Annotated in this window: 16 protein-coding genes and 1 tRNA gene; 14 read left to right on the forward strand and 3 right to left on the reverse strand. The window is 51.9% G+C overall.

From position 1 onward, the window contains the following. The first annotated feature begins 54 nt into the window (after positions 1-54). From P1X16_RS24880 to P1X16_RS24890, 3 genes are all read left to right on the forward strand, one after another. The gene (locus P1X16_RS24880) at positions 55-999 is read left to right on the forward strand and encodes a GNAT family N-acetyltransferase (protein ID WP_277234875.1); all 945 of its coding nucleotides are present in this window, start codon (positions 55-57) and stop codon (positions 997-999) included. Further along, entirely contained in the window at positions 987-1,682 is a 696-nt protein-coding gene (upp, locus tag P1X16_RS24885; protein WP_277234877.1) for a uracil phosphoribosyltransferase, read from the forward strand. Before P1X16_RS24880 ends, upp begins: the two co-directional genes overlap by 13 nt. 175 nt (positions 1,683-1,857) lie before the next feature. Further along, a complete protein-coding gene (locus P1X16_RS24890) occupies positions 1,858-2,310 on the forward strand; it encodes a hypothetical protein (RefSeq protein WP_277234878.1) in 453 nt (150 codons plus the stop codon). Positions 2,311-2,421: 111 nt separating this feature from the next. Here the strand turns inward: P1X16_RS24890 and P1X16_RS24895 are convergent, their stop codons facing one another. Continuing rightward, complete coding sequence (locus tag P1X16_RS24895; RefSeq protein WP_277234880.1) at positions 2,422-3,849, reverse strand: DEAD/DEAH box helicase; 1,428 nt, start codon at positions 3,847-3,849, stop codon at positions 2,422-2,424. A 202-nt stretch (positions 3,850-4,051) separates the two neighbouring features. On the opposite strand from P1X16_RS24895, the gene P1X16_RS24900 reads away from it, so the two are divergent. The 3 genes from P1X16_RS24900 to P1X16_RS24910 all read left to right on the forward strand — a co-directional run bounded on the left by P1X16_RS24900 (position 4,052) and on the right by P1X16_RS24910 (position 5,695). Continuing rightward, positions 4,052-4,127, forward strand: a tRNA-His gene (locus P1X16_RS24900). A 196-nt stretch (positions 4,128-4,323) separates the two neighbouring features. After that, positions 4,324-5,259, forward strand: coding sequence for a PfkB family carbohydrate kinase (locus P1X16_RS24905; RefSeq protein ID WP_277234881.1), 936 nt, complete (start codon positions 4,324-4,326; stop codon positions 5,257-5,259). Between the two features lie 166 nt (positions 5,260-5,425). Further along, a complete protein-coding gene (locus P1X16_RS24910; protein ID WP_277234882.1) occupies positions 5,426-5,695 on the forward strand; it encodes a hypothetical protein in 270 nt (89 codons plus the stop codon). Between the two features lie 91 nt (positions 5,696-5,786). Here P1X16_RS24910 and P1X16_RS24915 read toward each other — a convergent pair whose 3' ends face one another. Together P1X16_RS24915 and P1X16_RS24920 are read right to left on the reverse strand one after the other, a co-directional pair. Next, on the reverse strand, positions 5,787-6,506 hold the full coding sequence (locus P1X16_RS24915) for a hypothetical protein (protein ID WP_277234884.1): 720 nt from the start codon (positions 6,504-6,506) through the stop codon (positions 5,787-5,789). Positions 6,507-6,630: 124 nt separating this feature from the next. Further along, positions 6,631-8,367: a PDZ domain-containing protein gene (locus tag P1X16_RS24920; protein WP_277234885.1), complete on the reverse strand. Its 1,737-nt coding sequence runs from the start codon at positions 8,365-8,367 to the stop codon at positions 6,631-6,633. Between the two features lie 241 nt (positions 8,368-8,608). Between P1X16_RS24920 and rpmH the strand changes: the two genes are divergently transcribed. From rpmH to P1X16_RS24960, 8 genes are all read left to right on the forward strand, one after another. Beyond that, a complete protein-coding gene (rpmH, locus tag P1X16_RS24925) occupies positions 8,609-8,767 on the forward strand; it encodes a 50S ribosomal protein L34 (RefSeq protein ID WP_086596110.1) in 159 nt (52 codons plus the stop codon). Positions 8,768-8,785: 18 nt separating this feature from the next. Then, positions 8,786-9,247 (forward strand): ribonuclease P protein component, encoded by a 462-nt coding sequence (locus tag P1X16_RS24930; protein ID WP_277234886.1) that lies wholly within the window; start codon positions 8,786-8,788, stop codon positions 9,245-9,247. Positions 9,248-9,348: 101 nt separating this feature from the next. Beyond that, entirely contained in the window at positions 9,349-11,046 is a 1,698-nt protein-coding gene (locus P1X16_RS24935; RefSeq protein ID WP_277234887.1) for a S41 family peptidase, read from the forward strand. A 140-nt stretch (positions 11,047-11,186) separates the two neighbouring features. Then, positions 11,187-11,885 (forward strand): tRNA (adenosine(37)-N6)-threonylcarbamoyltransferase complex dimerization subunit type 1 TsaB, encoded by a 699-nt coding sequence (gene tsaB / locus P1X16_RS24940; protein ID WP_277234888.1) that lies wholly within the window; start codon positions 11,187-11,189, stop codon positions 11,883-11,885. 99 nt (positions 11,886-11,984) lie between these two features. Further along, positions 11,985-12,500, forward strand: a complete 516-nt coding sequence (locus P1X16_RS24945) for a DUF2480 family protein (protein ID WP_277234889.1) — start codon at positions 11,985-11,987, stop codon at positions 12,498-12,500. 173 nt (positions 12,501-12,673) lie between these two features. Continuing rightward, positions 12,674-13,987 (forward strand): amino acid permease, encoded by a 1,314-nt coding sequence (locus tag P1X16_RS24950; protein WP_277234890.1) that lies wholly within the window; start codon positions 12,674-12,676, stop codon positions 13,985-13,987. A gap of 216 nt (positions 13,988-14,203) precedes the next feature. Then, a complete protein-coding gene (locus P1X16_RS24955; RefSeq protein WP_277234891.1) occupies positions 14,204-15,523 on the forward strand; it encodes a hypothetical protein in 1,320 nt (439 codons plus the stop codon). Positions 15,524-15,721: 198 nt separating this feature from the next. Further along, positions 15,722-17,035, forward strand: coding sequence for a serine hydrolase (locus P1X16_RS24960; protein ID WP_277234892.1), 1,314 nt, complete (start codon positions 15,722-15,724; stop codon positions 17,033-17,035). Positions 17,036-17,767 lie beyond the last annotated feature (732 nt).

Consider the following 17,767-nt stretch of genomic DNA (forward strand, 5'->3'; position numbering starts at 1 on the left):
TCGAGTTGGGGCTGGTATAGTGCCTCTAGGTGCGCGGCTGGCTACCTTTACTGCGTGCCACCTCGTCTGCTCCGCTATTCTGAACTTGACCTTGCCGCGTGGGATGCCTGTGTAGCAGCCGCCCGCGAAGTAGTGCCTTATGCTTGCTCGTGGTGGCTACACGCAACAGCTGGTCGGTGGGAAGCTTCGGTGGAAGTAGAGGAGGGCACGGGCCGGTACCTATCGGTGCTGCCGCTGCCCATCAAGTGGCGCCTCCAGGGGAAGGAGGTGTATCAGCCGGCCTTCACCCAGCAGTTGGGCTTGCTGACGCTGCCGGAAAGCCAATTCGCTGATCTGCTGCAACACCTGCGCCTTTTACCAAAGCGCTACGCCCGCCTCTATACCCAGCTCAACGACCAGACGCCGATACCGCCGCCATTGACGCCTTTCACCAGCCAAGCTCGTGTCACGTATCATTTGCCACTGCAACCTGAGTACGCTACGCTGCACGCCGGTTATGCGGCCGATTATCGTCGTCGGCTGCGTCTGAGCAACCAATTGTTTACACCGCTTACTGTTAAGGCGGCCGCTTCCGTAGACGAAATGCTAGCGCTGTTCAAGCAGCACAGCGGAAAAGCTGCTGGCCTGAAAAGCAAGCATTACCAGCAACTTCAAACTTTATATGCGGCGCTGCAACAGCACAACCAAGCCTTACTGCTGGAAGTGCGGGGGCCCGAAACCGGTGAACTGCTAGCGGCGGCGCTATTTGTGAAATTTCGCACGCGGCTTATCTATTTATTTGCGGCTGCCTCACCGGCCGGTAAGAAAGCCGCCGCCCCACTGCTGCTGCTCGATTACGTGATTCAGCGCTATGCAGGCACTCCCGAACTCGTCCTCGATTTCGAGGGAGGAATGATAGAATCAATTGCCCGTTTTTTCGCCAACTTCGGGGCCACGCCCGTACCCTATGTGGCCCTTTCTTTCACCCAACGTCCCTGGTACCTGCAATGGATCCGCTAACCCCCGCCACTTCCGACCTGACTGCCACTGAGCCGGCCCCCCGCGTGCATGTAGTGTGCGCCGAGCCCTCAATTGCCAATCATTTTCTTGCCGAGCTGCGCGATGTGGAAGTGCAACGCGACTCCCTGCGCTTCCGGCGCAACTTGCAGCGCCTGGGCGAAATAATAGCCTACCGCATCAGCTCCCAGCTTAGCTATACTGACAAGACCGTGCGAACTCCGCTCGGTGAGTCTCGCAGCAAGCAACTCCACGATTTTCCTATTCTGGCTACTGTGCTCCGCGCTGGGTTGCCGTTTCACCAGGGTTTCCTCAACTATTTCGACCAGTCGCCTAGCGCATTTGTGGCGGCTTACCGCATCGAGGGTACCGCTCAGGTGCAGGTACAGGTTGATTATCTGTCGGCGCCGCGGCTCGATGAGCGGGTCTTGATTCTAGCTGATCCTATGCTGGCTTCTGGCAAGTCGTTGGTGCAAACCTACCGGGCCATGCTGCGTTTTGGTACGCCCCGTCAGGTACACATTGCTGCCGTTATTGCCAGCCCTGAAGGTGTTGCTCACGTTACTCGCGAAATTCCCGAAGCCACACTCTGGGTAGCCGCTATCGATGAAAAGCTAAATGACCAAGCCTACATCGTGCCTGGCCTCGGTGATGCCGGCGACTTATCGTATGGTACCAAGCTGTAAACGGTAGGAGTGGGGGCTGCCGTAGTTCGCATTAAAAGCATCACAGACTGAAAGTTTCACGTTACATGTTCTCGCTGTTACGTTTTTAGTTTGAACCAACAGAGTGCCTTAGTTCTTTGTAATTTCGAGTTCAACCACGGCGCCTTTTTCTTCTTTATCATCTGCTGCTCACCTCGTGTTACCTCACCTCTTCAAATACGCTTCCGTTTTCTTGCTGGGGATGGTCAAATTTGTGGCCGCCCCGGTAGCAGGCATTGCGGCCGGACTATCGTTTCCTCTTATTTGGGGACTCTCTGTGGCGGGTATGATGACTACGGTGGTGCTTGTTTCGGGAGTTGGGAAGATGTGGGCGCTGCACCTGCGCCGCAAGCGTGAGGAAAAGGGTAAGCCGCTGTTTAGCCGCAAGAGCCGCCGCATCGTGAGCATCTTTCGGCGCTTTGGTATGGGAGGCATTGCCTTTCTAACGCCTATTCTGTTTAGCCCTATTGGCGGCACCGTCATTGCCACGCAACTGCACGTGCCTCGTTGGCGCATTTTGGTTCACATGCTTTGGAGCGCCGTGCTGTGGGGAGGCGCCTTCACAATGCTAGCCATCCGCTTCAGTCACTTAGCCATATTTCATCACTGACCTACAGTGTAGATTGATGCCAGATAGTAGAAACCGAAAGCGGCGGGCCACATGGCCCACCGCTTTCGGTTTCACTTCATTTTGAGTTCAGTAAATCATGCTACTGCGGCTTTACTTTCGTTTGCCTTTCGAGCGAGCAATGGCAGCCTTCACTGCTTTCACCGCAGGTTTAGAAGCAGTGCCTTTCGAGGGGCGAGCCTTATTGCCTTTCTGGCTGCGGTTAGGCCCTTCCACGTAGGTTCGGCCGGTGCGCTTGTCAATCGTCACGCCGGGCTTCACGTACTCTTTCCGCTCGTGGAAAGCCCCTTTAAAGTTAGGGTCTTCGCGCCGCCGCCGCTCATCCTGCTCGCGGTTCATGCTTTGCTGCTCTTCGAAGGGCGTTTCGGCCACTTCCACCTCCGCTGGGAAAGGCACCAGCGGAATAGGCTGCTTAATCAGCTCTTCAATGCGGGCTATGTGGTGCATCTCGGCTTCGTTGGCGAAGGTGATGGCCGCCCCCGTGTGCTGTGCCCGCCCGGTGCGCCCAATGCGGTGCACATAGTCGTCGTAGATCAGGGGCACATCAAAATTGATAACGTGGCTCACTTCCGGTACGTCGATGCCCCGGGCTGCTACATCCGTGGCTACCAGAAAACGCACATTACCCGCTTTAAACTCCTCCATGGCGTTGATGCGCGAGTTCTGGCCCTTGTTGCCATGAATGGCGCGCACCTCCCCCGCAATTCTACGGCCCAGAAAGTGTGCTACATTTTCGGCGTGCACCTTGCTACGCGTGAAAATCATCACCCGGTTGAAGGTAGCTTGGTCGCGGAGCAGATACCCGAGCAAGTTAATTTTGGTCACCAGGTTGGGCACTTCATACAAGCTCTGCGTTACGTTCTGAGCCGAGGTAGCCGAAGGCGTTACCTCAACACGCATCGGAAATTCCAGAAACTCCTCACTCAGCATCGTTACTTTCTCGGCCATGGTGGCTGAGAACAGCGCATTCTGCCGCTTGCTCGGAATAACTTCCAAGATCTTCCGGATCTGGGGCATGAAGCCCATATCCATCATCTTGTCGGCCTCATCGAGAACCAGCGTTTTCAACTCCTTCAGCACCAAGTCGCCCCGTAGGTATAGCTCCAACAATCGGCCAGGCGTGGCAATTAGTATGTCTACCCCTTTCGCAATGGTTTCAATTTGCGTTTTAGGTCCTAAGCCACCGTAAATGGCAAAAATGCGAAGGTCGGTGTAGGTGGCGAGGCGCTTAAGGTGCGTCTCAATCTGCATGGCTAGCTCGCGCGTGGGAGCTAGAATTAGAGCCCGTGGGTTTTGGCCTTGGGCGTATTTTACTTTCATCAAGAGCGGCAGCCCGAAAGCCGCCGTCTTGCCGGTGCCAGTCTGGGCAATACCTAGCACGTCGTGGCCAGCCAGCAGCAACGGAATAGTTTGCATCTGCACAGGGGTGGGCTCGGTAAAACCGGCTTCGGCCACGGCCGTGAGTAATTGCTTGTTGAGCTTGAAATCGGCGAAAGAAACCGCCTGCGGCGTATCGGACATGACAAAGAAAAAAGTACGAGGCGCAAAGGTACGGAACCCTATCCCAACCCGCAGGTGAAAGCTAAAGAGCAACTTACAAGCAAGCGGGAAGGGAAGTTGCGCTCTTATTTGATGATCAAGAACACCATCAGCATAAAAAAGTGCTTGTTAAACTTGCGAATTCGTCGGTATCCGCTACTTTTGTTGCTCCATTACCCAACACGGTAGGTATAGCTCAGCTGGTTAGAGCGTCGGATTGTGATTCCGAAGGTCGTGGGTTCGAGCCCCATTACTTACCCACCACGAAAGCCTCAAGCGCCCTGCTTGAGGCTTTTTATTTTAATATATAGCTGCTCTTTATCAAGTGTTTAGCTGCAACGGTATGCTGCTGTGGAGCAGCTAATTCAACAAAATCGGGCGTAGTGCGGAAGGATTTGGATATTTGTAGCGTTGCAAAACAAATTATCTGCTTGAATCACTCTTACTTCTTTTAATATGAGCTTGGTCGTAATCGGCTCCGTAGCCTTCGATGCTTTAGAAACGCCCTTCGGCAAAACCGACAAAATTATCGGTGGCGCTGCTACGTACATCTCCCTTTCGGCTAGCTACTCGCTGAAGCCGGTGAAACTGGTAGCCGTAGTAGGCGACGATTTTCCGCAATCCGACATCCTGCTTCTCGAAGAGCACGGCGTGAACACGGAAGGTTTGCAAATCAAAGAAGGTGAAAAGTCGTTTTTCTGGTCGGGAAAGTATTCCAATGACCTGAACTCGCGCGAAACGCTGGTTACCGAACTCAACGTGCTAGCCAATTTCGACCCCATTCTGCCCGACAGCTACCAAGACTGCAAGTACTTGATGCTTGGCAACTTGGCACCTCAGGTGCAGCGTCTGGTGATTCAGCGCCTTGTCAATCGTCCCAAGCTCATCGTTATGGACACGATGAACTTCTGGATGGACGTGGCGCTGGACGAGCTAAAGACAACCATCGAAATGGTGGACGTACTCAGCATCAATGATGAAGAAGCTCGCCAGCTTTCGGGCCAGCACTCCTTAGTGAAAGCCGCTAAGATTATCATGGGCATGGGCCCTAAGACGGTAATTATTAAGAAGGGCGAACATGGCGCGCTGCTGTTCTGCAAAAACAAAGTGTTTTATGCGCCAGCGCTGCCCCTAGAAGAAGTGTTTGACCCAACTGGCGCTGGCGACACCTTCGCAGGTGGCTTCATCGGTTACCTCGCCGCTACCGACGACATCAGCTTCGAGAACATGAAGCGTGCTGTAGTACACGGATCGGCCATGGCTTCTTTCTGCGTAGAGAAGTTCGGTACGGAGCGTTTGCTGAACCTAACGCCAGAAGAAGTGGAAGCCCGGGAGCAGAAATTTGCTGACCTAGTAGCTGTAGTGCCAGCCACGGCTACGCAGAACGCGTAGCTCCTATAAGCTGAAGCACAACTTGAAAGAAGCCGCCCGAAACTGAAGCTACATATGCTTCAGCTTCCGGCGGCTTCTTCAATAAACTCTCATTCGTTTTGACAACCCTATGACAAGCAAGGTGGTAAAAGAGAGAAGAATCCTTCACCCTCTAGCTTCTACTGCCATGTCTAAGCATAAAAAAGAAAACCCCACGTCGAATCAGAAAATCAATTCGCCCATGGGCCCCGATGCTCTGAATGGGATGCCTGCTTCCATTGATCCTAGCATGGAGGCGAATGCCGACGGCGTGCAAAACCTGAATCAGAACTACATCACCGAAACCGGTAACCAAATCAAGAACAACACACCGGGTGGCAATTTCAACGAAGTGCGTCACTCCCGCATCAACAAGCCTCGCAACAACCCAAATCCAAGCCAGCAAAATCAGAAGTAGAAATACTTCTTTATATTCATAAAAAGCCCCTGTTGAAGCTCAACAGGGGCTTTTTGTTTTAAAGTATTGTTTTCAGGCTGTTCGCGTGGTGCTAGGGCACCACAGTCAGGCGCACCACGCGAGTATCCACGTCGTCTTTGTCGAAGAAATCTTGCTCGAAGAGGATGGTTTTGTTGTCGAGCCAGCGCGGCTGCGTACAGCCCCATTCGGTCTGCCGCTCCCACAAAAGGTGAAGGTTGCCATCTTCCACGGCCCATACCTGAAGCCCATTAGGTTCGTAGCGAGCTAGCACATCGGAGTTGCCGCACACAAAGTGGCGAGCGTCAGGCGAAACCGCCGGCGGACTCCAAACGCGGGTACGGCGGCCCGTGTGCTGGTTTACTAACAGGTAATAACCGCCCTCATAAAGCCGCACGGCCACCAGCCACTGTTTTATAGCGGGCATCGAGGCTATGTATTCGTAGGCGACGTTAGTGGCTTCATCTTCGGAGGCATTATTGATGAACCGAAGGGGTTTGGTACGAGTCGGGCGCAGCCACAGGGTAGTATTCTTGCGCTGTACCATTGGGCCAGCGGTGCGTAACCGAAGGCGTTCTTCGGCTGCAAAGTCGAACGTTGCTTCTTCCTCCGCAGAACTAGGCACGGGAGGAAGCTTCAGTGTTTGGGGCAATTTCTCGTACACGCCCCGAGAGGCCTGATGGATGGTTAGTACCCGGCCTGGCAGTTGTACCAAGGTGTCGAGGTGGCCGAGGCGGTAGATGCGCGGCGGATTCGGGCGTGGTAACGGCGCAACTGGGGATGTGGTAGGCACACCCGGTTGCGCCCGCTCAGCGGGGCCTCGGAAAGAACAAGATAATAGGAGTATCGCCAGAGGCAGCACTACTATCACCGCACGAAGCCGGAACATGGAAGTAATTGAAAACTAAACGCCGCGCTTAAAACTCCTGCTTCAACCAACTCCGGAAGCTAGCCTGCTGCTCGGGCGTAGCGTCGGGCAGCTTTTCAATGGTAATCTTTTGCCAAAAACGCTGCCCATCTTGCCCGATCAGGGGCACTGTGAGCAGCCGATTTTGTCGAAACACGCTGACTTCGTATTGCTGATCTTCTCGGGTGGAAAGCAAACTATGCAAGTTCATTTCCACCCGCCGACCATTCACAGCCACTATTTCATCGTCGACGGTAAGTGCCGCCGCCGCTGGTGAGCCCGGCAGAATATCGGTTACTTCCGTACGCTCGTTTTTTAGCACCGTGCGAAAGCCGAATACACCTTCCGATGGGGCTGCATTTTCTTGGATACGGAGCGTGCAGCCCACAAAGCTCAGGGCTTTGTCGAGCGGTTCTTCTAGCGGCGCGGTGCCGTAAATAAATTTGTCGAAATACGCTTGCATATCGCGCCCTGCTACCTCGTTCACAATCCGTATGTAATCCTGCTCAGTGTACCCAATGCCAGTCTGGCCAAACTCTTCCCATAGCCGGCGCATCACCTGATCGAGGCTGCGGGCGTGGTTGGAGAGGCGGCGTAGCGTAATATCAAGCAATAGCGCCACTAGGGCTCCTTTGTGGTACACCGATACTTTTCGGTCGGGTATGCCGGCCTTATAGCCGTCTAGCCACAGGTCCATGCTGGCATCGGCTAGGGAAAGGTTGTAGCGCCCGTAGTCGTCGTAGTGCTTGCGCAAAACCGTGTTCAGTTCCGCGAAATATTGTGCAGCAGTACGCACTCCGGCGCGGGCCAATAGGTACTCTCCATAGTACGTAGTGACACCCTCCGCAATGAAGCAGGTACGGAAGTAGTTTTCCTTGGAGTAATCGTAGGGCTGCATTTCAGCCGGCCGGATGCTTTTGATGTTCCAGGCGTGAAATAATTCGTGGCAGCTAACGCCTAGTAATTCCTTGTACAGGCCTTCCGTCATTAGCAGTTCGGCTGGCCCTAGCGTAATTACGGTGGAATTGAGGTGCTCTACGCCGTGGTAGTGCTTGTAAGGCAAGATCTGGTTCAGGAAATGATAATCCTGCGCCGGAAACGAGCCGAACAATGCAAGCTGCTCTGCGCTAAACGCCCGGAAGTCCGCAACCAGTCGCGCCCAATCCACGGAGCACTCTCCCTGAATCCAGATGTAGAAGGGTAAGCTCTCTACCTCGTAGTTGCGATATTGTAAGGTAGGACTAGCAATAAGAGGCGAATCGGCCAGATGATCGAAATTCTGCGCCTGTAGTGTGTTAGGACCACTTTGTGGCAGGCCACACGCCAATTGCCAACCATCAGGAAGTTGTAGCTGCACCTGACAAGGCTCTTGTTGCCGGCCTTCTATGTACATAAACCCTTGCACGGGGTTTAAATAGAGCTGCGTTTCATCTAGCCACGAGCCGCCGGCATCCATTTGATGGGCGTAAAAGTTGTAGTGCACCTGTACCGTCCGGCCCAATGCACCCGTTACTTCCCAACGGTCTTTCGTGAGCTTGCGCGATGGTAATACTTCCTGCGAAGCGGCATCAATTATCTCTACGCGTTGAATCTTCTGGGCGAAATTCTGTAGCTCGTAGCGTCCGGGCCGCCAGGCAGGCAATTGCAATTCCAGCGTTTCGGGGCCCTCTTTCGGGACCTCGAAAGTCATTTGCATCTGCACGAAAAAAGTAAGCGGGTTCTCGAACGAAACGTAATAGTGAATCATAGAAACGCGGAGCGGGTAGGCAGAAAACCTGGTGTAAAGCTACGGCTATCCGGTTGAAAAACGCGGATAAAACGTGTGCTTTGATACGGGCAAAGCTGGAGTTGCGACTAGGGTAAGCAACCGAAAATCTTATGATTGCTAGCAACAACTGACAGAAAAAAGGTGGCAACAGCTTTGTCTTTTTAAACTCAAGCTCGTACCTTTGCCGGCCTTACTTGTCACTGAGCCATTTAACTATATCATGAAACGTACCTTCCAGCCTTCGCAGCGCAAACGCCGCAACAAGCATGGCTTCCGCTCACGCATGGAAACCGCCAACGGCCGCAACGTGCTAGCCCGCCGCCGTGCCAAAGGCCGCAAGCGCCTGACTGTATCCGACGAAGGCCGCCACAAGCGCTAAGCGCCTGTGAGTAACCTCTTGCCGTCTGGCGTTTCACCTGTAGGAGAGAAGCCAGAGGATAGGGTTCGTTCCTACTCGTTTTCGAAAGAAGAACACCTGTGCCGTAAAAAGCTCATCGATGAGCTTTTCGGTCGGGGTTCTTCTTTTGGTTTATACCCCCTCCGATTGGTGTGGCTGCCTACCGAGGCCCCCACTGCCGCGCCCCCACAGGTGCTGGTTAGCGTGAGCAAGCGCAATTTTAAGCGTGCCGTCGACCGGAATAATTTAAAGCGTCTTATGCGCGAGGCCTACCGCCTCAACAAGCACCGCCTCACCGAAGTGGATGGTGGTCATCCCATTAGGCTACTCGCAATTATCTACACCGGCAAAGAAAAAAAGCCTTTCGCGCTGGTTGAAAAAAAATTAATTTCAGGGCTGGAGCGTTTATTAACCGAACCCTTCGTTGCACCCGCAACAAAGGACCGAAAAAAGCGTCCTTGAATTAGTCGTAGCTTCACTGACTGCCGCGGCACCATTTGTTCTTGCCAATAGGCTTCTTGTTGTGAAGCAGCTAGTGGTAAGGGTTATACCAGCCTTCATTTATGCGTAAAAAGTCTATTGTGGCCGGGTTGCTTCTGGGGGGAGCCACACTGCTATCTGTTGCCGCCTCTTCGGCCGACAACGAGCGATATTTCGAAATTGCTAAGAACCTCGACATATTCGCTACTCTCTTCAAGGAAGTAAATACCTATTACGTGGACGAGGTGCCACCCGCTAAACTGGTAAAGACGGGTATCGACGCCATGCTGAAGTCGCTCGATCCGTATACCAACTATATCCCGGAAGATGATATCGAGGATTTCCGCACGTTAACCACCGGCCAGTATGGCGGTATCGGAGCGGTAGTAATCAAGCGTGGTGGCAAAACAGTTGTGCAGGCAGCTTACGAAGGCTATCCGGCTCAGAAAGCTGGCTTGCTACCTGGCGACGAAATCATGACTATCAACGGCGTCAACGTTGAGAAAAAGAACAACAACGACATCAGTAAACTGCTGAAAGGGCAGGCCAACTCCTTGGTAAAGCTGATGGTGACCCGCTACGGCCAAGACGCACCAGTTGAAATTAACATCACTCGCGACAAAATTCAGGTGGACAATGTGCCGTACTACGGCATGCTGACCAACGACATCGGCTACTTCCAGCTCGCCGGCTTCACAGTAGATGCAGGTAAGGAAGTGCGTATGGCCCTCACCAAGCTCAAAGAGCAGGGGGCCAAGAAAATAGTGTTTGACATCCGCGACAATCCCGGCGGCCTGCTTAATGAATCGGTTAATATCTCCAACCTGTTTGTGGATAAAGGTCTCGACATTGTAAGTACCAAGGGCAAGGTGACGGAGTGGAATAAAACTTACAAAGCCCTCGACGTACCCTTCGATACGCAGATTCCAGTCGCCATCATTACTTCCAACCGCTCGGCTTCCGCTTCTGAAATCGTGTCGGGTGTGTTGCAGGATTACGACCGGGCCGTGGTGATAGGAGAGAGGACCTTCGGCAAAGGCTTGGTACAGGCCACCCGACCACTCAGCTACAACTCGCAGCTAAAAGTAACGACTGCCAAATACTACATCCCAAGCGGCCGTTGCATCCAGGAAATCGACTACGCCCACCGTGCTGATGACGGTACGCTAGGTAAGGTGCCAGATTCTTTGCGCACGGCCTTCAAAACCCAAGCTGGCCGTACCGTGTACGATGGTGGCGGTGTAGCACCCGACGTGGAGGTGCAGGACCGCGAAATTGCCGACATCACCCGTGTGTTATTGCAGAAGAGCTACCTCTTCGATTACGCTACCCGCTACCGCGCCGAACACTCTACCATTGCGCCGGCTCGGCAGTTTAAGCTTGCTGATGCCGAGTACCAGAAATTCGTGGACTTCCTAAAAGGCAAAGACATCAGCTACAGCACCGACGCTGAAAAGTCATTGGCTGACCTCACAAAGAAGGTGAAGGAAGAAAAGCACTACGATGACGTGAAAACCGAGTTGGAAGCTATGCGCCGCAAGGTGAGCACCAACAAGAGCAACGATTTGATTCGCTTCAAACCAGAAATCAAAGACTTGCTGGAGCAGGAAATCGTGTCGCGTTACTACTTCCAGAAAGGCCAGATTGAAGCCACCTTCGACGACGACCCCAACATTCTGATGGCTATGAGCGTGCTCAACGACCCCAACCGTTATGCTGCCTTATTGCGCCCAAGCGGCAGAGCCGCTAGTAGCACGAAGGGAACTGGCTCGAACAAATAATAACTGATACTTCTAATTACAGAAAGCAGACTCAGCCCCGAGCCTGCTTTTTTGTTGCGCTTTATTTGACGTGAATTCATAAGTAGCTATTCATAAGCTTGGCTCTGAAATGGCAGAAGGTGAAGCCGTATCTTTGCCCTATGCCCAACCTCATCCTTTCCCTCGAAACCTCGTCACCCGTTTGCTCCGTTGCCTTACACCAATTAAGTGATGGCAACTTACTGGGACAGACGGAGCTACGATTGGAAAAGTCGCACTCCTCTCACTTAAGCGTACTGGTGAGCCAACTGCTGGAAAACAGCCAGCATACCTTGCAAGATGTAGCAGCCGTAGCTGTTTCCGACGGGCCGGGTTCCTATACAGGGCTGCGGATTGGAGCTGCTGCCGCCAAGGGCTTGTGTTATGCACTCAACATTCCGTTGGTAGCCGTGAGTACCTTGCAAGCACTGGCCCAGCAGGTGGCAGCCGTGACTGCTTCCGCTGAAGATATTTTATTCTGTCCTATGCTTGATGCGCGGCGGATGGAGGTGTACTCAGCCGTTTACACGCACGATGGACAAGAAATAGTAGCTCCTACGCCGCTAGTGCTCGATTCTGATACGCTGGCCGAACAATTAGCCCACCATCGTTTGTTATGCTTTGGTAACGGCGCAACGAAGTTTCAGCCGCTGGTTGCCAACAATCCTAACGCTAGCTTCTTAACTGGTATCGAGCCTTCGGCTATGGCCGTGGGGGCATTAGCAGTGGAAGCGTATCGGCGTGGTGAATTTCGGGACGTAGCTTATTACGAGCCATTCTATTTGAAAGAAGTATACACTACGACACCCAAAGTGAAATAGCAGCAAAAAGGGCCTGCTCAGTTCGTTGTCATCAGTTGCCCTATTTATCCGACATCGTCAATCGATTCGCCAAGTTGGAGCTTGGCGTTACAACTTGCCATGGAAGACATCATTGTTAACCGCGTAGCGCAAAGCGCCCTTACTTCTCTCAATCTGGAAGAATTCATTCATCCCGGTGAGCGAGTTGTGTATGATATTAAAGAGAACCTTTTCCATGGGCTGATGCTGCGCGAAAAGGATTTTCGGGAGTTTATCAAAACTCATGACTGGAGCCAGTATGATGGTAAGAATGTAGCCATCATTTGCTCGACCGATGCCATTGTGCCTACCTGGGCCTATATGCTGCTAGCCAGTAAGCTCCAAGGCCACGCGCATCGTTACGTGTTTGGTAATCTGGAAGCGCTTGAGCAGGAGTTGTTCCATGAAGCTATTGCCAGCATCGATGCCGAAGAGTACCGCGACGCGAAAGTGGTGGTGAAGGGTTGTGGTGAAAAGCCCGTACCTACGTATGCCTACGTGGCCATCATGCAGAAACTGCTGCCCGTGACGTCAAGCATTATGTACGGGGAGCCTTGCAGCACAGTGCCACTGTACAAGCGCCCTAAGGTAGTGTAAGCTCACCAGCCGGACCTTTCTTCGGGTAGATATTTGATTAAGCAACAAGCCCCTGCGCCCTTACAAGCGCCAGGGGCTTGTTGCTTTATGTAGTATTCTGCGAGAAGTAAATGAAACGGTCGGTGAACACAGTCACTGCAACTTTGCATCTTTAGCTCCGCAATTACCTCCCCATGCCGCAGCCGTCTACTGACACCTATAAAATCAGTCGCACAACTGGTGTTGCCATCGTTGTTGCCAATATGGTCGGCACGGGAGTATTTACTAGTCTCGGCTTTCAGGTTATCGATATTCAAAGTGGTTTCGCACTGCTGATGCTCTGGGCAGTAGGAGGGCTGATTGCCCTGTGCGGTGCATTGAGCTACGGAGAGCTTGCCGCGGCCATGCCGCGTTCAGGTGGCGAGTACCATTTCCTATCCCGCATTTATCATCCAGCCGTTGGTTTCCTGTCGGGGTGGGTGTCCGCCACGGTGGGCTTTGCTGCTCCTACGGCGTTGGCTGCCATGGCGCTCGGCAAATACGCCAAAAGTGTTTGGCCTGCCCTTCAGCCTGAATGGCTGTCAGTGGGGGTAGTTTTAGCTTTCACGGCTGTTCATGCCATGAGCCGCCAACTCGGCAGCCGGTTACAAGTGGCAGTTACCGCAATTAAAGTGTTGGTGCTAGTCGCTTTTATTGGGGCCGGACTACTGGCTGCTACTCCCCAATCGATACCCTTTATACCTACTGTCATAAGCTGGCGAGAGGTATTGAGTCCTGCCTTCGCTATTTCGCTGGTATATGTGTCCTATGCTTATTCAGGCTGGAATGCAGCCGTATATCTCACCGGCGAAGTAACAGAACCACAACGCAACCTGCCCCGCATCTTGCTCATTGGTACGGCCGCCGTACTCCTATTATATATAGGACTGAATTTCGTGTTTCTGTATTCCACTCCGCTAGACAAGTTAAAGGGGCAGGTGGAAGTGGGCTTTGTGGCCGCCACGCAAATTTTCGGCGCCATAGGTGGGCGGCTAATGGGAGGCATCATTGCTGTATTGCTGTTGTCTACCATCAGCTCCATGATTTTTGCCGGACCTCGCGTTGTGCAGGTGATGGGTGAAGATCTTCCAACTCTTGGTGGTCTTGCCAAGCTCAGTGCCACCGGCATACCCGTACGAGCCACACTGTTCCAGACAGCGCTGACGCTTCTCTTTATTATCACCTCCACATTCGAGCAAGTACTGCTCTACGCTGGGTTTGTGCTAAGCCTGTTTACGTTCCTGACAGTACTGGGCTTATTTGTCTTGCGGGTGCGCCAGCCAGAGCTACCGCGGCCCTATCGGGCCTGGGGCTACCCACTCACCCCGTTACTGTTCCTATTACTCAATGGCTGGACACTCTGGTTCATCGTCCACGATAAGCCCAAAGAGTCACTGTATGGGTTGGCAACCGTATTTGTTGGTTTGCTTATCTACTTTGTAAGTCTACGTCGTCAATCTGCTGAGTAGGCTTTAGCTATGCGGTTTCGTGCGCTAATAGCAAGTCACAAGTAGAAGAAAAGCTGTTCCTCGTGCATCTACTGTTTTGTAGAAAGGCAAAGTTACCAACGAGCACTAGGGCCAGCAAAGCCAGCTCACATCATATGGTAGTAGGTTGCGCGTTAGTAGTTGGCGTCACCTCAACCAGTATTCAGTAACTTTCGCTCCTCATCAACATCGTGCCTGATGCGTTTTCCGGTTTGCCGATTCACCTTTTCGGCCGCTTTACTACTTCTTGCGGCTTGTACCGAACAAAAGAAACCCCAAACCAAACAGCCTGAGTCCGCAAGACCTGCCCCAACGGTCGATACTGTTGCTGCCATTTCCGCTCCTGAGCCCACTCGCCCGGATACAGCTGACGTGCAAGATGTAGCAGCGTATCTGGCCGGGCAGCCGGTTAGTAGCCAGAGTGCATTGCGTCCTCTCACGGCACAACCTGCTTGGCAAAGTTTTGCAGCCGATGCCGACAAAAGCTGGACGCAATACCATGCCACCCGCACCAACAAGATCGAGGGCTGGGCAGCAACCGAACTTGATTCTGTACGCGCCAACAGTCCCACTGTGTTCTATCCCTTCAGTGGCCCCGATCTGCTGAATGCCGTGACCATGTTTCCCGATAGCAAAACCTACGTGCTACTTGGTCTGGAGCCAGTAGGTTCAGTACCACGGCGTAGTACGCTCGAAAATCCCAAGCTTTTCCCGGCTCTCAAAGCTGCACTCTGGTCGGTGCTAAATTTCAGCTTCTTCCGCACCAACGACATGGCAGTTGAGCTAAACTCCAGCAAAGCGAATAGTTCACCTAAGCCAGGGGTACAGTCGAAAGCAACAGGATCGAAGGATACTCTCTCCAATACCACTGCAAATGCAACCGTGAAGGCTCCTAAGCCCGTGATGTTGAATGGCGTTTTACCAGTAATGCTGCTTTTCGCTACCCGCACCGGGCATCAAGTGCAGAACGTGCGTTATGTGCAACTCAACACAAAGGGTGAACTCACGGATGCAGACAGCACGGTAATTCAGAGGCCCGGTCCGAAAATTATTCCCGGAGTTGAGCTAACAATGTTCAACAAAGCGGGTGCGGAGCAAAAAGTCTATTACTTCTCCGCTGATATCAGCGACTGGAAAATGGGCTCCAACAAGGATGCTGTTATTCAGTATGCTAAGAGTCTGGGTGAACTAACCACTTATGTGAAGTCAGCCACTTACCTCATGCACAAGCCTTATTTCAGTAAAGTCCGCAATCTTATTTTAGAGCGTAGCAACTACGTTTTGCAGGACGATTCTGGCATTGCCTTAAAGTATTTTAGCCCCGCAAGTTGGCAGTTGACGTACTACGGCACTTACAAACGGCCCATCAACCTTTTCGCCAAGCACTATCAGCCTGCCATGACTGTGGCCTATGCCGACACCGTTAACCGGCCGCGCCCTCTCCCTTTTGGTACTGGCTACAACTGGCGGCAAAACGATTCCAACTTGTTGCTCGCACGTCGGCAGAAACCTATCTAGCTTCTGGTTTCAGCGTATCTCGATTCTAACGCAACAGAAAGCCGTAGCTAACAGCTACGGCTTTCTGTTGCGTTACTCGTAGTAGAAGTCGTGTTGTTGTAATTAGTCCGCACTCTTGGAGCGTCTGATTGATGGTTAACCTCCTTTATAAAGTAGGAGGTAAGCGGCTGAGTTTTGATTTAAATACACAACTGTAGAATGCTACTCCGATACTTTTCTGGCTCCTTTCTCAGCGTTGTTGTTCTGTCTGTCCAGCTAGTTTTTCGGATAGATAGTTTCGGCCAGAATGCTGCGTCTCCTGGTTATAGTCAGACTGTACGCATCCCCAGCAGTCCTCTGCTCGACAGCCTCCTTCGTTCCGACACTCATCTAGCACCTGTTATCAACCGCGCGGCAGACTATGAATTGCAAATAATCTACACGCAAATCAACCGCGACGCGCAAAACCAGCCGCATTTCGTCCAGCACGACTTCCGACTAGATTCCAAGCAGTACTTCAATCCGGCTAGCTTAGTGAAGCTGCCAGTTGCAGCCTTAGCTCTCGAAAAGTTGAATGAGCTGAATCAAGCTGGTCTTACTAGGCGGAGCCCTATGGTTACTCGCACAGCGTTTCGTTGCCAAACTGCCGCCCCGTATAATCCCGCTGCCGACTCCGACAGAGTTAATACGGTTGGCAACTACGTCAAGCGGATGCTCTTAGTTAGTGACAACAACGCCTACAACCGCTTGTATGAATTTCTGAGCCAGCGTCCGCTCAACGAACGGCTTGCTCAGTTAGGCTACCCCGATGTCCGCATCACACGCCGCTTTGCTCCCTGCGACACTACTGCTAATCGCCATACAAACCCAATAGATTTTCTAGGAATTTCTGGTCAGCCTGTATATCAACAACCAGCAGCTTTCAATCCAGTCCCATTCAAGTCTCCCCTTGGTCATGTAGCAAAAGGTCGAGCCTATCAAGCCGGTGGCCACATCGTTCCTCGTCCGTATGATTTCACTACCGCCAATTACCTTCCGCTCCAAGATGTCACAGATATTCTGAAGTCCTTGCTGTTTCCAGAGGTCGCTTCTATCACACAACGCTTCAAGCTAACTCCCAACGACTACGCATTTCTCCGTTACTATCTTCATCATACTCCCCATAGCTCCGGTTATCAGCCTTATACTGGCAATCAATATTTTGATGCCTACAAGAAGTACCTCTATTATGGTCGCTCTCGCCAAGCATCTCTTGATTCCGCCTTTCGCATCTATAATGTAGTAGGCATGTCTCACGGCTATCTCGCCGATGTAGCTTATTTTATTAGCCCTACTCAGCACTATGAATTTCTACTGAGCGCAGTCCTCTACGTGAATCGAGACGGAGTTATCAATGACGGTGTTTATGAGTACGACAGTGTAGGCCTTCCCTTCCTTGCTCGATTAGGGCAACTTATTCAGCAATATGAAGCAAACCGTGAGCAATCGGACCCAGCAGAATCAGTCAAAGCATTTCCACAGGAAGTAAGGTAAAAAAGTTACGCTGCCCATGAACTTATCTATGCATGTAAGTGGTTTGTCAACAGCGCACTGACTAGGGAAGAGTAGAGGTGCGTTAAGAGAAGGTTGATGTTGAGCGGAAATTATTTCAGTTCCTCTCTTGCATACGACAACAAAGCCTGATACTTTTGCACTCCCAATCTGAAAAGCGGATTGCGAACAGCTTATTGTAAAGCGTAGCTGCGGTTTCTGTAAGAGCTCCTTTTGAAGATCGTCTTATATTCATTTACTAAGATGAACTAAAATATTTCGGAAGCTTGTTTAACTAGAAATAATCATGCTACCTTTGCACTCCCAACCCAAACGGGGTTGCGGTTCACATAAAGAAAAAGTTTTGTTGAGAGCTTGCAATCAATAATAAATGCATGTTACCTTTGCAATCTCATTTAAAAAGCGAAAAAGTTGATCATGTAAAAGTGAAAAGCTTTTCTTCTTTTGAGATGAAACTTTACAGTTCTAGATTTTGTATTTAACGTACACTTCTAGAATGAGACAAGAAAAAATAATTTCAGTTTTTTCTTGTTTTGTGTGAAGCGACTAGTATCTTTGCACCCCGCTTCGGTTTGAGCGGCGCAACACAGACGACAACCGGTCGTTACTTGGAACTTTCAACTGGAGAGTTCATACGTTCTTTGAATGGATGGAAAGACAAAAGGAAGGACATTGCTTCCACGCTGCTTCGGCAGCCCAAGCAATGGACTCCGC

Origin of the sequence: Hymenobacter sp. YC55, assembly GCF_029433095.1 — a bacterium.
Classification (GTDB): Bacteria; Bacteroidota; Bacteroidia; order Cytophagales; family Hymenobacteraceae; genus Hymenobacter.

Bases quoted from the DNA above. Each gene is read 5' to 3' on its own strand.
- upp (WP_277234877.1), top strand. From the start codon at position 987: ATGGATCCGCTAACCCCCGCCACTTCCGACCTGACTGCCACTGAGCCG.
- P1X16_RS24895 (WP_277234880.1), bottom strand. From the start codon at position 3,849: ATGTCCGATACGCCGCAGGCGGTTTCTTTCGCCGATTTCAAGCTCAAC.
- P1X16_RS24905 (WP_277234881.1), top strand. From the start codon at position 4,324: ATGAGCTTGGTCGTAATCGGCTCCGTAGCCTTCGATGCTTTAGAAACG.
- P1X16_RS24910 (WP_277234882.1), top strand. From the start codon at position 5,426: ATGTCTAAGCATAAAAAAGAAAACCCCACGTCGAATCAGAAAATCAAT.
- P1X16_RS24920 (WP_277234885.1), bottom strand. From the start codon at position 8,367: ATGATTCACTATTACGTTTCGTTCGAGAACCCGCTTACTTTTTTCGTG.
- rpmH (WP_086596110.1), top strand. From the start codon at position 8,609: ATGAAACGTACCTTCCAGCCTTCGCAGCGCAAACGCCGCAACAAGCAT.
- P1X16_RS24935 (WP_277234887.1), top strand. From the start codon at position 9,349: ATGCGTAAAAAGTCTATTGTGGCCGGGTTGCTTCTGGGGGGAGCCACA.
- tsaB (WP_277234888.1), top strand. From the start codon at position 11,187: ATGCCCAACCTCATCCTTTCCCTCGAAACCTCGTCACCCGTTTGCTCC.
- P1X16_RS24945 (WP_277234889.1), top strand. From the start codon at position 11,985: ATGGAAGACATCATTGTTAACCGCGTAGCGCAAAGCGCCCTTACTTCT.
- P1X16_RS24950 (WP_277234890.1), top strand. From the start codon at position 12,674: ATGCCGCAGCCGTCTACTGACACCTATAAAATCAGTCGCACAACTGGT.
- P1X16_RS24955 (WP_277234891.1), top strand. From the start codon at position 14,204: ATGCGTTTTCCGGTTTGCCGATTCACCTTTTCGGCCGCTTTACTACTT.
- P1X16_RS24960 (WP_277234892.1), top strand. From the start codon at position 15,722: ATGCTACTCCGATACTTTTCTGGCTCCTTTCTCAGCGTTGTTGTTCTG.